11 protein-coding genes are annotated in these 14,056 nt (G+C 62.8%); 1 reads left to right on the top strand and 10 read right to left on the bottom strand.

The genetic code is table 11. The annotated features are described in order from the left end of the window. Positions 1 to 31: 31 nt before the first annotated feature. The 3 genes from A3A9_RS0106495 to A3A9_RS0106485 form a co-directional block, all read right to left on the bottom strand. A complete protein-coding gene (locus tag A3A9_RS0106495) occupies positions 32 to 1,951 on the bottom strand; it encodes a potassium transporter Kup (RefSeq protein WP_027058053.1) in 1,920 nt (639 codons plus the stop codon). A 186-nt stretch (positions 1,952 to 2,137) separates the two neighbouring features. Continuing rightward, a complete protein-coding gene (locus A3A9_RS0106490) occupies positions 2,138 to 4,051 on the bottom strand; it encodes a potassium transporter Kup (RefSeq protein ID WP_027058052.1) in 1,914 nt (637 codons plus the stop codon). A gap of 99 nt (positions 4,052 to 4,150) precedes the next feature. After that, entirely contained in the window at positions 4,151 to 4,891 is a 741-nt protein-coding gene (locus tag A3A9_RS0106485) for a pyridoxine 5'-phosphate synthase (RefSeq protein ID WP_027058051.1), read from the bottom strand. 154 nt (positions 4,892 to 5,045) lie between these two features. Here A3A9_RS0106485 and A3A9_RS0106480 point away from each other — a divergent pair, with 154 nt between their 5' ends. Beyond that, positions 5,046 to 5,450: an STAS/SEC14 domain-containing protein gene (locus tag A3A9_RS0106480; RefSeq protein WP_027058050.1), complete on the top strand. Its 405-nt coding sequence runs from the start codon at positions 5,046 to 5,048 to the stop codon at positions 5,448 to 5,450. 23 nt (positions 5,451 to 5,473) lie between these two features. On the opposite strand, the gene A3A9_RS0106475 is transcribed toward A3A9_RS0106480, so the two are convergent. From A3A9_RS0106475 to A3A9_RS0106445, 7 genes are all read right to left on the bottom strand, one after another. Then, positions 5,474 to 6,601, bottom strand: coding sequence for an ATP-dependent DNA helicase (locus A3A9_RS0106475; RefSeq protein ID WP_027058049.1), 1,128 nt, complete (start codon positions 6,599 to 6,601; stop codon positions 5,474 to 5,476). A gap of 152 nt (positions 6,602 to 6,753) precedes the next feature. Beyond that, complete coding sequence (locus tag A3A9_RS0106470) at positions 6,754 to 7,683, bottom strand: EamA family transporter (RefSeq protein ID WP_027058048.1); 930 nt, start codon at positions 7,681 to 7,683, stop codon at positions 6,754 to 6,756. 87 nt (positions 7,684 to 7,770) lie between these two features. Next, positions 7,771 to 8,142 carry a nitrile hydratase accessory protein gene (locus tag A3A9_RS0106465; RefSeq protein WP_027058047.1) on the bottom strand — a complete coding sequence of 124 codons (372 nt, stop codon included), beginning with the start codon at positions 8,140 to 8,142 and terminating at the stop codon, positions 7,771 to 7,773. After that, the gene (gene nthB, locus A3A9_RS0106460; RefSeq protein WP_027058046.1) at positions 8,129 to 8,788 is read right to left on the bottom strand and encodes a nitrile hydratase subunit beta; all 660 of its coding nucleotides are present in this window, start codon (positions 8,786 to 8,788) and stop codon (positions 8,129 to 8,131) included. Before nthB ends, A3A9_RS0106465 begins: the two co-directional genes overlap by 14 nt. After that, positions 8,785 to 9,408: a nitrile hydratase subunit alpha gene (nthA, locus tag A3A9_RS0106455; protein ID WP_027058045.1), complete on the bottom strand. Its 624-nt coding sequence runs from the start codon at positions 9,406 to 9,408 to the stop codon at positions 8,785 to 8,787. The genes nthB and nthA overlap by 4 nt, the downstream gene beginning before the upstream one ends. Positions 9,409 to 9,487: 79 nt before the next feature. After that, complete coding sequence (locus A3A9_RS0106450; protein ID WP_027058044.1) at positions 9,488 to 12,652, bottom strand: efflux RND transporter permease subunit; 3,165 nt, start codon at positions 12,650 to 12,652, stop codon at positions 9,488 to 9,490. Next, positions 12,649 to 13,911, bottom strand: a complete 1,263-nt coding sequence (locus A3A9_RS0106445; RefSeq protein WP_027058043.1) for an efflux RND transporter periplasmic adaptor subunit — start codon at positions 13,909 to 13,911, stop codon at positions 12,649 to 12,651. Before A3A9_RS0106445 ends, A3A9_RS0106450 begins: the two co-directional genes overlap by 4 nt. Positions 13,912 to 14,056 lie beyond the last annotated feature (145 nt).

Raw genomic sequence — 14,056 nt, 5'->3', positions numbered from 1 at the left:
GCCTCCCGCTAAGTCGTAGCGATCAAGCCGATCAGATCGCCACCTGCGTGCCGATTTCTACCACACGTCCGGTCGGAATCTGGAAATATTCGGTCGCGTCCGACGCGGTGCGCGCCAAACCGATGAACAGCTTGTCCTGCCACACTGGCATGCCTGAATTGGGCGATGCCTTGAGCGAGCGCCGCGACAGGAAGAACGATGTCGTCATGATGTCGAACTTCCAGCCCTGCTTGCGGCAGATCGCCAGCGCACGCGGTATGTTGGGTTGTTCCATGTAGCCGAAGGTCAGCGTCACCCGCAGGAACAGCTCGTTGACCGTCTCCATCTTGACCCGTTCGCTGTCCGGCACCACCGGCTGCGGCGCCGTAACCACGGAGAGGATGACGTTCTGCTCATGCAGGACCTTGTAGTGCTTCAGGCTGTGCATCAGAGCGGTTGGCGCGCTGAGCGGATCGCTGGTCAGGAACACCGCGGTGCCGGACACCAGCTGCGGCTTCTTCTTCAACAGATTGGCAGCGAGGAAATCGAGCGGGATCTCGTTGCGGCGGGTCTTGTCGAACAGGTAGCGGCTGCCGCGCACCCAGGTCCACATGCCCAGCACGATGGTGAAGGCCACCGCCAGCGACGCCCAGCCACCTTCGAACACCTTGACGATGTTGGAGGCGAAGAAGCCGATGTCGATGAACGTGAACAGTGCGGTCAGCGGGATCGCCACCGACAGCTTCCATTTCCAGATGCGTGTCATGACGACATAGAGCAGCACCGTGGTCACCAGCATGTTGCCGGTCACCGAGATGCCATAGGCGGAAGCGAGCTTGCTGGACTCGCCGAAGCCGACCACCAGCATCATCACCACCAGCGCCAGCAAAAGGTTGACGCGCGGCATATAGATCTGGCCGGACTGCCTTTCCGACGTGTGCAGGATTTCCAGCCGCGGCAGCATGTTGAGCTGCACCGCCTGGCGGGTCAGCGAAAAGGCACCCGAGATCACCGCCTGGCTGGCGATGACGGTCGCCGCGGTCGCAAGCACGACCATCGGGATCAGCGCCCAGCCCTCGTTCATCTCGAAGAATGGATGGCCGACCACGCCGTTCTTCGCCAGCACGAAGGCACCTTGCCCGGCATAGTTCAAAAGCAGACAAGGAAACACGATCGACAGCCAGGCCAGCACGATCGGCTTGCGGCCGAAATGGCCGAGGTCGGCGTAGAGCGCCTCCGCGCCGGTCACTGCAAGGAAGATGGCGCCGATGGTGACGAAGGCGACGTCGGGCGAATGGATCAGGAATGCAACGATATAGTGCGGGCTGATCGCCCACAGGATTTCCGGATCGGCGATGATGTGCTTGAGACCGGACAGGCCGATGGCCAGGAACCAGATCGCGGTCACCGGACCGAAGACCAGCCCCACCCCGCCCGTGCCGAAGCGCTGCACCGCAAACACCATGGCGAGAATGACCAGAGTCAGCGGCACGACATAAGGCTGGAAGGCAGGAGTGACGACATTCATGCCCTCGACCGCCGACAAAACCGAAATCGCCGGCGTGATGACCGCATCGCCGAAAAACAGCGAGGCGCCGACGATGCCGATGCCCAGGATGATCGCTGATCGCTTCGGGAAACTGCCGCGCGCCAGCGCCATCAGCGACAGCACGCCGCCCTCGCCGCGGTTGTCGGCGCGCAGCACGAACATGATGTATTTGATAGTGACGATGATCGTCAGCGACCAGATGATCAGCGACAGCACGCCGAGGATATCGCCGCGATCAGCGACGGTGCCATGGGACGACGCCACCAACGCCTCGCGAAAGGCATAGATCGGGCTGGTGCCGATATCCCCATAGACCACGCCGAGCGCGCCCAGCATCAGCACCTTGGTGCTATGCTGCTCGATCTCCGGATGGCTCGACTGTTCGACGGGTTCTGCCTCACTACCAGTATTGGCAAGGGCCATGGACGACACTCCGATAAGCGCGCGGTGCTCTACGCTTGCTGCAATGCAATATCAAGTGCCGTCGCGTGATGGCTCCCATGCCGGCAACGCTAGGCTCCTTGGAAAATGCCTGTAGTCCAACAGTTGCGGGGCTGAATTAACCGCCACGGCAGCATGCCGAACGCCCGCGAGACTGCCTTATGCCCCTTAAATAGCAACTTGCGTGCCGATTTCCACGACACGTCCGGTCGGGATCTGGAAATATTCGGTGGCGTCGGCCGCCGTGCGCGCCAGGCCGATGAACAGCTTGTCCTGCCACACCGGCATGCCCGAATTGGGCGAGGCCTTGAGCGAGCGCCGCGACAGGAAGAACGATGTCGTCATGATGTCGAACTTCCAGCCCTGCTTGCGGCAGATGGCCAGCGCACGCGGGATGTTGGGCTGTTCCATGTAGCCGAAGGTCAGGGTCACCCGCATGAACAGTTCGTTGACCGTCTCCATCTTGACCCGCTCGCTGTCCGGCACCACCGGCTGCGGCGCCGTCACCACCGAAAGGATGACATTCTGCTCATGCAGCACCTTGTAGTGCTTCAGGCTGTGCATCAGCGCGGTTGGCGCGCTGAGAGGGTCGCTGGTCAGGAACACCGCAGTGCCCGACACCAGGTGTGGCTTCTTCTTCAGCAGATTGGCGGCGAGGAAATCGAGCGGGATCTCGTTGCGGCGGGTCTTGTCGAAGAGATAACGGGTGCCGCGTATCCAGGTCCCCATGATCAGCCCCATCAGGCAGGCAACCGTGATCGACACCCAGCCGCCTTCGAATATCTTCACGATGTTTGCCAGGAAGAAGCCGCTGTCGATGACGCCGAACAGCAAGGTCAGCGGCAAGGCGAGCGCCAATGTCCATTTCCACAGCTTGCGCATGACAACGAACAGCAGGATCGTCGTCATCAGCATCTCGCCCGTCACCGAGATGCCGTAGGCGGACGCCAGCGAACTCGAGCTGCCGAAACCGACCACCAGCAGCATCACCCCGAGCGCGATGAGCAGATTGACGCGCGGCATGTAGATCTGGCCGAGTTGCATTTCGGACGTATGCTGCACCTCTATGCGAGGCAGAAGGTTCAGTTGCACCGCCTGGCGGGTCAGCGAAAAAGCACCCGAGATGACCGCCTGGCTGGCGATGACGGTCGCGGCCGTTGCCAGTCCCACCATCGGCATCAGCGCCCAGTCAGGCAGCATCTGGAAGAATGGATTGGTTGGCCTGCCGCCATTGGCGAGCACAAACGCGCCCTGCCCGAAATAGTTGAGCAGCAGGCAGGGGAACACCACGGAAAACCAGGCCAGCACGATCGGCTTGCGTCCAAAATGGCCGAGATCGACATAGAGCGCCTCAGCCCCAGTGACGGCCAGAAACACCGCGCCGACAGTGACAAAGGCGGCCGTGGGTGTGCTGACGAGATAGGCGACCGCGTAATAGGGATTGATGGCCAGCAGGATCGATGGATCGTCCATCAGGTGATAGAGCCCCGCGACGCCGATAGCCAGGAACCACAGCGCGGTCACCGGCCCGAACACCGCCGCCACCTTTCCCGTGCCGAAGCGTTGCACTGAAAACAGGATGGCCAGGATGACCAAGGTGATCGGCACGACATAGGCGCCCAATGTCGGGGTCACCACCTTGAGGCCTTCGACCGCCGACAGCACCGAGATGGCCGGCGTTATGATCGAATCGCCGAAAAACAGGGCCGCGCCGCAAAGGCCGATCGCCAGGATGAGGCGCGCGCCTCTGGGATAGGCGCTGCGTGCCAGCGACATCAGTGACAGCGTACCGCCTTCGCCCTTGTTGTCGGCACGAAGCACGAAGGCCACATATTTTACGGTCACGATGATCGTCAGCGCCCAGACGATCAGCGACAGCACGCCAAGCACGTGAATGCGCGTATCGATGCCGGGCGAAGCATGAAGCGCCTCGCGGAAGGCATAGATCGGGCTGGTGCCGATGTCGCCATAGACGACACCGAGCGCGCCCAGCATCAGAACCTTGGTGCTCTGTTGTTCGGCTCTGGAATGGCCTGATTGCTCGACGGTTTCTGCCTCGCTAACGCGACTGGCAAGGTCCATGGACCACTCCCCGGCAAGCGCGCGGTGCTTCATGCATGCTGCGATGCGGTATCAATTGCACGCTATGGCCGCCATACCTGCAAAGCGAAGCTATACCCCCTACCAGCCGCTGGCCTTGAGAAACCGACGCACTGTGCGGGCCATGCCATACTCCAACGCGTCGGCTGTCAACCCATGTCCGATCGACACTTCGGCCAATGCCGGAATTCGCTTCGCCAGATCGGGCAGATTGCCCACCGTCAGATCGTGCCCGGCATTGACCTGGAGGCCGACGGCAAATGCCGCATCGGCCGTTTTACCCAATCTTTCCAGTTCGTTGGCTGCTTTTGCGGAATCGGAATGGTAGCTCCCATAAGGGCCGGTATAGAGTTCGATCCGGTCGGCCCCTGTATCGCGCGCGGCCGCCATGCCGGCAGGATCGGCATCGGAAAACAGCGACACTCGAAAACCACCCTTCTTCAGACGCTTGACGATCGGTGTCAGGAACGCCGCGTCAGTGATGAAGTTCCAGCCATGGTCGGAGGTTGCCTGTGCCGGATCATCTGGCACCAGCGTCACCTGCTCGGGCTGATGCTTTTCCACAAGCGCCAGAAAATCCTCGCTTGGGTAGCCCTCGATGTTGAATTCCGCCTGCGGAAACTCATCGTCGATTAGCGCCCTGATCAAGGGCAGGTCGGAATGTCGGGTGTGACGTTCATCGGGACGCGGATGGACCGTCAGCCCGTGCGCTCCGGCGGCAAGGGCAAGCCGGCCGACGCCGATCACGCTAGGCCATGGCAGGTCACGGCGGTTGCGCAGCATGGCGATGGCGTTGAGGTTGACGGAAAGCTTTGCGGGCATTGGCTGAGATCCGTGAAATCAGGCGGCTAAGGCGCGCCACTGTCCAGCGTCGGCGCGTTTGAGACCGGGCATCTATAGCGTCTTTGACGGGAACAGATAGGGCTTTCGGGTGTTCCAGAAGACCAACGCTATTTCGCAAAAGGAGGCCCCCGCCGTGAATTTCCTGCAATCCGTGCCGGCGATCCGTCGCATCGACACCGGTCGCGACGACCTGTTCGCCATCGATGTCGTCGGGCATGTCTCGGCGGCCGATGCAGAAAACCTGTTTGGCCTGCTGGAGGCGGCTTATGCGCTCCACCAGCGAATCGACGTGGCCGTACACATGGTCGATCACGATGGCGTCGACTGGACCGACATCTCCGACGAAACCCTCAAACAGGGCGCCGTCCACGCACTGGAACATATTGGGCGGTGCGCGGCGATCGGCACGCCGGACTGGACGCCGGACGCGCGACACGCCCTGCCCGCATTGTCGCCGATCGAATTCAGGCATTTCAAGGCCGAGGATGAAGACGAGGCCTGGAAATGGCTCGGGGTCCAGCCGCTCAGTGCGCCATGACGACTATCGCCTGACGCCATGCCTTACCTGACGATGGTCAGCCGCTCGGCGGCGCGCGTGATCGCGGTATAAAGCCAGCGCTGGCGGGTTTCCTTGAAGGCCCAGCTTTCGTCGAACAGCACGATCTCGTTCCACTGCGAGCCCTGCGCCTTGTGCACGGTCAAAGCATAGCCGTAGTCGAAATCGTCAAAACGCTTCTTCTGCTGCCAGGGGATGTCGGCGTCCGGATCCTCGAACGCCGCCTTGAGCAGCTTGATCTTGGCGACGCCGCGGTCGGGATCGTCCTCTTCAGGCGAAACCAGAAGGTTGATGCCGGGCTTCACCGTCTCGCGCGATGAGGTCATCACCTTCCACAGCGAACCGTTGAGCAGCCCCTTGGCCGCATCGTTGCGCAGGCAAACCAGCTTGTCGCCGGCCTGCGGATAGTCGGCATTGAACCCTTTGAGCTCGCGCAGGCGCTGGTTGTAGCGTCGCCGCGTGCGATTGGTGCCGACCAGCACCTGGTCGGCCTTCAGTACCAGCTCCTGGGTAACGTCTTCCTTGCCGATCACCTGCGCCGTGCCATAGTCGCCGCGCATGAATTCGCGGCCCTCGCGCACATCCAGCGCCAGCCGCAGGATCGGATTGTCGCGCGCCTGCCGGTGGATTTCGGTCAGGAGATAGTCCGGCTCGTGGTCGGTGAAAAAGCCGCCGCCCGAAATCGGCGGCAACTGGCCGGGATCGCCCAGCACCAGGATCGGCGTGCCGAAACTCATCAGGTCGCGGCCAAGCTGCTCGTCGACCATCGAGCATTCGTCGATGACGACCAGCTTGGCCCGCGAGATCGGGCTTTGCCGGTTGAGCGAGAAGGTCGGCGACATCGAGGTCTTGCCTGTCACCTCGTTTTCGACTGATTCTTCGCCTTTGGCCCTGTAGATCAGCGAATGAATGGTGCGGGCATTGACCGCGCCCTTGGAGCGCAGCACCTGCGCGGCCTTGCCGGTGAAGGCGGCGAACTGCACCTGGCCATCGACATGTTCGGCGAAATAGCGCGCCAACGTGGTCTTGCCGGTGCCGGCATAGCCAAACAGCCGGAACAGCTGCGGCTGGCCGGCCTTCAGCCAGCGGGCAACCGCCTGCAGCGCCTCATCCTGTTGGGGGGAGAATTCCATCAGTGCGACAGACCGGATTCGCGAGGGAAAGACAAGACAGCCGCCATATCGACCGCCGTCGTGACGCATGGAGCGCCTCCGACGGTTCAGGCTATCAGGCCACAAAAAGAACGTAAAGAGAACGAAGACGGTGGCCGGTTGATCGCTGCCCGTCAGCCGGCCGCGATGAGAGATGTGCCGGCAAAGGCGAGTACCGCGCCGGCCCAGGCCGGTGCCGATGGTCTGTAGCCGGTGCGCAGCCACACCATGGGCAACACCAGCACCGGCGACAGCGACGACAATGTCGAGACGATGCCAACCTTTCCGCCCGCCAGAGCGGCCATGATCAGCGACATGCCCACGCCCGTGCCGATCAACGCGCCACAGATGCCAATGCCGAGCGTTCGTGCCGACGGGCGGGGGCGCTTGGCGGCGCTGCGGCGGGGAACCAGCAAGAGCAGAAGGAAGAGCACCGCCGACACACCGGTCCGGATCGCCATCGCCGTGAACGGATTGACGCCGGACGCCATGACAGGACGCGCCACCAACGCGCCGGCGGCCTGCCCGAGTGCGGCGATCAGCCCGAAGGCGAGACCGACAGGCAAGGTCATCTGCTTTGCCGGCAGCACCACCATCTCGATCGGCGGGGTCGGGAAAATGCCTTCCGGCTGAACCTTGACGGGACGCCCGAACAGGATTGCGAGAACAATGCCGGCGATGACCAGCGCAACGCCGGCCAGTTTGACCGGACCGACCGTCTCGCCCAGGAACACATACCCCATGATCAGGGCAAAGGGCGAGGTCAGCGAGAACACCAGCAGCGCCAGGCGCGGCCCGAGCGCGAATATCGACGAGATATAGGCCGAAGAGGCAATGAAGATCCCGAACACGCCAGAGGCCGAGAGATAGCCCACCTGCCAAGGCAGCAGCCCGGCCCAGCCGCCCATCAGCGTTGCTGCTATGGTTGTGGCAATTGTCACCGCGAGCGTTTGCAGCCGGGTCAGGGTCAACGCATCGATGCGGCCGACCAGTTCACCGGCAAGCATGCCACTGGTGGCGATGCACAATGCCGCGCAGATCGAGAGAATTTCCGACAGATACATCCATTCTCTCTTTGTGAAATGCGCAGCGGTTGGCTACCGGTGCCTGGCGAGCGATGCGGAAGATTGGACTTTCCTGAGGCCGTTGCCTCATCTGGCGGATGAGAATTCCGGATCGTTTTCCAGCAGGATCGGCTTGCCGTGCGGGGTCGCATGCGCGGCGCGTTCCCAGGCGTGCGCCATGGCGTCGACATCAGACTTTTCCGCCAGCCCCTTGGAGGCAAGCAGGCTTTCCAGTGCCGCCAGCCAGTGCTCGTAATAGTCGTGTCCGTCCGCCGCGGCGCCCGGCTTCTTCACTTGCGCCGACAGGGCTTGCGCCCACTCGGCCCATGAGAAAAGACCCCTATCGTGCAGCGCCACCGTCATGGCGAACGCTTCGGCCTGCCACGGTTCGGCAAACACCGGTGCATCCAGGCTGTCAGGCAAATCGACCGCGGGCCTGTTCGCCTCAAGCCGGCTCAAGATAGCTCTCCCAGGCGTCGATCGACACCGTCAGCGTTGGATCGGCGCCCTCGCCCCAGATCTCGCTGCCATCGAAGACCACCGTATAGACCCATTGCGGGTTTTCGCCTTCTCCATGTGCGTTGCTGTCGGGAAAGACGAAGCCGTCATGCACCGCCTCGATCGTGCCCCGCTTGCCGCGCGCATAGCGCGGCAGCCTGGTGTGGCCGGTCGGGTTGAAATTCTTCGTCTGTACGGCGTCGCCGGCCTTGAAGCGCGGTGCAGTTGCGACCGGCCGGTCGCAAGGACCGCCCTTGGCCAGCACTGCCGGAACGTTTTCCGCCTTCAGCACCCGCTTCGGCGTTGCCGCCGCATCGATCGCGTCACCAGCCTTGAGATCGCGCTCGCTGACGAACCCATGGCGCTTGAGCAAGGTCTCCAGCGCCTTGATCCAGATCTGGTAATAGCTGGAGCTGTAATAGTCCGCCGGATGCAGCGATTCCCGCGCATGCCGGCTCTCGTCGATGTTCCAGGCACCCATGGCGCCGGCGGTGAGCGTCACGCCGAGTGCCCGCCTCTCCCAGGCGGCGTGGAAATAGGGCTCGTCCTTTTCGGGCGCGACCGGGCCGAACCCCATCTGTCCGCCGAGATCATGGGGGCCGTTCATGCCGGCTCCCCCGCTTGCTGCGGTTGCCGGGCGAGCGCCGTGCCGATCATCGCGTCGCGGCTCACCAGTTCGGCCAGCCGCTCCTCGCTCCAGCCATCGGTGCCACTAGGCCGCATAGGCACGACGAGATAGCGCAGCTCGGCGGTCGAATCCCAGACGCGGATCTTTTTCTCGGCTGGCAGCGTCAGCCCGAATTCTTCCAGCACCCCGCGCGGATCGATGACAGCGCGCGATCTGTAGGGCGGCGCCTTGTACCAGACCGGCGGCAGGCCGAGCACTGACCATGGATAGCAGGAGCACAATGTACAGACGACGAGGTTATGGGTGTCCTCGGTGTTGAACACCGCCTGCATGTGCTCGCCCTGGCGGCCGGTATAGCTCAGCGATTCGATCGCCGACGTCGCATCGCGCTTGAGCCAGTCCGCATAGGCCGGATCGCTCCACGCCTTGGCCACCACCCTGGCGCCGTTTCGCGGGCCGATCTTGGTCTCGTAGGTGTCGACGATGACGTCGATCGCCGCCGGATCGATCAGCCCCTTGCGGGTCAGGATGGTTTCCAGCGCTCGTACGCGCGCGGCAAACGGATCGAGTTCGTTGTCGTGGTCATGATCATGGGACATGGCCGCAAATTACGGCTCTGTTCTGCCGGCCGCAAGCACGACGGCTTGGGCCAGCTTCTGTCCTTGCCGTGTCAGCCTGTCATTCGGCGGCCGTCTTTTGCGCGTCCGCCGGGATGTCGTCATTGGTGCCGAACAGCGAAGGCTGGTCGCCACTCTCTCTGACCACCTGCGGTTTGGCCTTGCCCCTCGACCACAGCCCGACCAACCAGCCCGAGAAATTCTCCATGTAGACGTAGATCACCGGTGTCACGAACAGGGTCAGCGCCTGCGAAGCCAAGAGGCCGCCGACAACGGCAACGCCCAGCGGCTGGCGCAGTTCGGCGCTGGCCCCGGTGCCGAGCGCGATCGGGAACGTGCCCATCAGGGCCGCCAGCGTCGTCATCATGATCGGCCTGAACCGCATCAGGCACGCCTTGTGGATGGACTCCTTTGCAGACATGCCTTCTCGTCGCAATTCGAGCGCGACGTCGACCATCATGATGCCGTTCTTCTTGACGATGCCGATCAGCATCAGGATGCCGATCACCGCGATGACGGACAGATCCATGCCGGCAAAGCGCAAGGCAACGACCGCGCCCAGCACCGCCGACGGCAGGCCGGTGAGGATGGTGAGCGGGTGGATGAAGCTCTCGTAGAGAATGCCGAGCACGATGTAGATGGTCAGGATCGCGCCGCCGACCAGAAGCCCCTGGTTGGCAAGGGAATCCTGGAAGGTCTTGGCCGTCCCGGCGAAAGTCGTCGAGATCACCGTCGGCATGCCGATCTGTTCTTTGAGTGCATTGATGCGCGTGACGCTGTCGCCCAGCGCGACACCTTGCGGCAGATTGTAGGAGATGGTCACGGCCGGAAGCTGGCCGAGCTGGTTGACCGTCAGGGCGCCAGCCGTGCGGTCGACCCGGGCGAAGGCGCCGAGCGGAACCAGCAAGCCGCTTGCCGTCCTCATCTGGATGGCGAGCATCCGCTCGGGCGACCATTCGATCTTGGGATCGAGCTCGGTGATGACCTCATAGCTGTCGGCCGAACCGAAGATCGTTGAAACCTGGTCGGTGCCGAAACCCCCATAAAGAGCGGAGCGCAGCGTGTCGGTATCGATGCCGAGTTGGGCGGCCTTGTCGCGATCAATGACCAGCGATGCCTGCAGGGCGTTGTTCTGCAGGTCGCTGGTGACGTCGGTGAAAGTCGTATGGTCGGCCGCCATCGCGTCATTCAGTTTCTGCGCCCACTGGTCGGTCAGGCCGGTATCGAGGCCCTGAACCACGAGTTGGTAGGCACTGGCCGATGAGCGCGAACCGAGCCGCAGGTTCTGCACCGGCTGCATGTAGGTCTCGATGCCCGCGACCCCGGCCAGTTGCTTTCGCAGATCCGCCTGCACCTTCTCGATGTCGGGTCGCAGGCTCTTGTCCTTCAACTGCACATAGAGCTGGCCCTGGTTCAATGCATTGTTACCGCTGCCTGCCGACCATGCCACATGCGAAACATAGGGCGAATGGGAAAACACACTTGCCACCTGCCCCTGCAGCTTCACCATGGCGTCAAAAGAAATGTCCTGGCGCGCGATGGTCGTCACCGAGATCTGGCTGATATCCTCCTGCGGGAAGAAGCCCTTCGGCGAGATCTCGATCAGCCACACCGATGCTGCCGCGGTGCCGACAAAGACGAGGAACACCAGGAAGGTGTGCCGCAGGCAAAATGTCAGGACTCGGTCGTACCCGCGTGTGACGATGTCCTGCTTGTGGCCGGGGCCATGCTTGTCGCGATCGGCCTTGGTGACCGAGAGCAGGCGCGAGCACAACATCGGCGTCAGCGTCAGCGACACGAACATCGACGCCAGGATGGCGACCGTCACCACGACGGCGAACTCGTTGAAGATGCGCCCGATGACGCCGCCCATCAGCAGCACGGGGATGAACACGGCTACCAGCGAGATCGAGATCGAGATGATGGTGAAGCCGATTTCGCGCGCACCCTTCAACGACGCGTCGAAGGCCGACAACCCGTCCTCTTCCATGTGGCGGAAGATGTTTTCGAGCATGACGATGGCATCGTCGACGACGAGGCCGACGGCGAGCGTGAGGCCCATCAGCGATATGTTGTCGATGGAAAACCCGAACAGGAACATCGCGCCGAGCGTGGCGATCAGCGAGATCGGCACCGCCACGGCCGGGATGATGGTCGCCGTCACACGTCGCAGGAACACGAAGATCACCAGGATCACGAGGGCAATGGTGAGCAGCAGCGTGAACTGTACGTCGCTGACGGCCTGGCGGATCGAGCTGGAGCGGTCGTTGAGCAGCTTGATGTCGGCGGCGGCCGGCATTTGGTCCTTGAACGACGGCAGCATCGCCTTGACCTTGTCGACGACGTCGACAGTGTTGGCGTCGGGCTGCCGCTGCACGGCCATGATGATCGCGCGCGTACCGTCGTACCAGCTTGCGGTCGTGGTCGTCTGTACAGAATCGACGACGCGGGTCACCTCGCCCAGCCGTACCGGGTGGCCGTTCTTGGTGGCGATGATGATGTTGGAGAAACCGGCGGCGTCGGTCAGCTGGGTGTTGGCGGTGATGGTCAGCTGCTGCTTGTTGTTCTGGAGCACGCCGAGCGGCGTGTTGCTGTTGGCCGATGCGACCGCCGCCTGCAACTGATCGATCGAGATGCCGCGTGCGGCAAGCGCTGTCGGATCGATCTGTATGCGCACGGCATATTTCTGCTGGCCGAAGATCGAGACCTGCGCCACCCCGTCGATCGTCGACAGCGACGGCGAGATGACGTTTTCCGCGAAGGCATCGAGGTCGGTCAGCGGAACCGTATCGCTGACCAGCGACATCAAGAGGATCGGCGCGTCGGCCGGATTGACCTTGCGGTAGCTCGGCGGCGCCGTCATCTGCGGCGGCAGAGATTTCTGCGTGCGCGCGATCGCCGCCTGCACGTCGGCCGCTGCGGCGTCGATGTCGCGGTTGAGCACGAACTGGATGGCGATCGAGGTCTGGCCAAGCGAGTTGGTGGTCGAAATGGAATCGATGCCGGCGATGGTGGCGAACTGCTTGATCAGCGGCGTCGCCACCGATGTCGCCATGGTTTCCGGCGAGGCGCCCGGCAGCGAGGCCGAGACGTTGACCACCGGGAATTCGGCGCTGGGCAGCGCCGCCACCGGCAGGAACTTGTAGGCAAACAGTCCGCCCAGCACGAGGGCGAACGACATCAGAAGGGTGGCGACAGGCCTGCGAATACAGAATTCGGAGATCATTGGGCCGCCTCGCCCGTGTTTGTCGCCTGAGCTACCTTGGGCGCAGCCGCGGCGCCCTCATGCACGGCGGCGCCGTTCTTCAGCCTCGTCTGCCCTTCCGTGACCACTTTCTCACCCGCCTTCACACCCTGGCTGATGGCGCTGTTTTGGCCTTCGGTCAGGGCTACCTGGACGGGCCGCAGCTCGACCGTGCTGTCTGACTTGACCACATAGACGAAAGGCCCTTTCTGGCTGGGCTGCACCGCCACGGTGGGGACGGAAGTCATCTGCGGCATGACGCCGGCGTCGAGCACGACATTCACATACTGGCCGGGCCACAACGAAAGATCGGCATTCGGAATGCTTGCTCGCGTGGCGATGGTACCCGACGCGGTGTCGACACTGGAATCGACGAAATCGAGCGTGCCCTTGCCGATCGGCGTTGGGTCGCCATCCTTGGTCAACGTCACCGCGCCTTGCTGCGGATTGGCAAGCGCCTTGTGCAGCAGCGCAAGGTTGCTTTCCGGCAGGTTGAAGTTGACCTGTAGCGGGTCCATCTGGGTGATGGTCACCAACGAGGTCGACGTGCTGCTGTTGCCATTGCTGACGGTGACGAGATCGCCGACGGCGACGCTGACGGCGCCCAGCCTGCCGGCGATCGGCGCCGTGATCGTGGCAAAGCCAAGCTGGACATTGTCGGCGTCGATCGTCGCCTTGTCGGCGTCGACGGTCGCTGCCGCCGCCTTCTGCGCGGCAACGGCCTGGTCGTAGGTCTGCTGCGTGCCGGCCTGCTTGGCGACCAGATCCTTGGCCCGCTGAAGATCGGAGCTTGAGCTGGCAAGCATCGCCTGGTCCTTGGCGAGCGTCGCCTGATCCTTGGCGAGCTGCGCCTTCAAGGCCCGGTCATCGAGCGAGAACAGGGTATCGCCGGCCTTCACCATCTGCCCGTCCTTGACGTCGATCGAGACGATCTGGCTGGAGACCCGCGCATTGATGTTGACCACTGCCGGAGAGGAGACGAAGCCGATGGCATAGCGCCGGATCGGAAAATCAGCCGTCGTCGCCGTCGCCGACACAATCGAGGCCGAGCGAGCGCCATTGCCGCCGGCTGCCTGCTTGTCCCCTGCCGCCTTGTCACCAGCCGGTTTTTTGTCCCCCGCCGCGACCTGCTTCATGCCGACCAGCTGCTGAGCCTTGCTCAGCGCGTCAGGCGAAAGGTAGAGCCAGGCCGCGCCCGCACAGGCAACTGCCAGCAATGAAAGAATGAGTTTTCCACGTATCGTCAAAGTACCCTCTCCGTCCGACACGCCGTTGCCTTGGTGGTCGTATTCTAGCGCAATTCACGGCTGATTGCCGCGATTTAGCCGAATAGATAGGACAGGCGTTTGTTGGAAAAGGGCCAAAACACGGCATTACGAAGATTTA

The organism is Mesorhizobium loti CJ3sym (assembly GCF_000472785.1).
GTDB classification, from domain to species: Bacteria; Pseudomonadota; Alphaproteobacteria; order Rhizobiales; family Rhizobiaceae; genus Mesorhizobium; species Mesorhizobium loti_E.
The sequence above is the reverse complement of the archived record's forward strand: the minus strand, read 5'-3'. Positions and strand labels throughout refer to the sequence as shown.

Bases quoted from the DNA above. Each gene is read 5' to 3' on its own strand.
- A3A9_RS0106490 (WP_027058052.1), bottom strand. From the start codon at position 4,051: ATGGACCTTGCCAGTCGCGTTAGCGAGGCAGAAACCGTCGAGCAATCA.
- A3A9_RS0106450 (WP_027058044.1), bottom strand. From the start codon at position 12,652: ATGATCTCCGAATTCTGTATTCGCAGGCCTGTCGCCACCCTTCTGATG.
- nthA (WP_027058045.1), bottom strand. From the start codon at position 9,408: ATGTCCCATGATCATGACCACGACAACGAACTCGATCCGTTTGCCGCG.
- A3A9_RS0106475 (WP_027058049.1), bottom strand. From the start codon at position 6,601: ATGGAATTCTCCCCCCAACAGGATGAGGCGCTGCAGGCGGTTGCCCGC.
- A3A9_RS0106470 (WP_027058048.1), bottom strand. From the start codon at position 7,683: ATGTATCTGTCGGAAATTCTCTCGATCTGCGCGGCATTGTGCATCGCC.
- nthB (WP_027058046.1), bottom strand. From the start codon at position 8,788: ATGAACGGCCCCCATGATCTCGGCGGACAGATGGGGTTCGGCCCGGTC.
- A3A9_RS0106485 (WP_027058051.1), bottom strand. From the start codon at position 4,891: ATGCCCGCAAAGCTTTCCGTCAACCTCAACGCCATCGCCATGCTGCGC.
- A3A9_RS0106495 (WP_027058053.1), bottom strand. From the start codon at position 1,951: ATGGCCCTTGCCAATACTGGTAGTGAGGCAGAACCCGTCGAACAGTCG.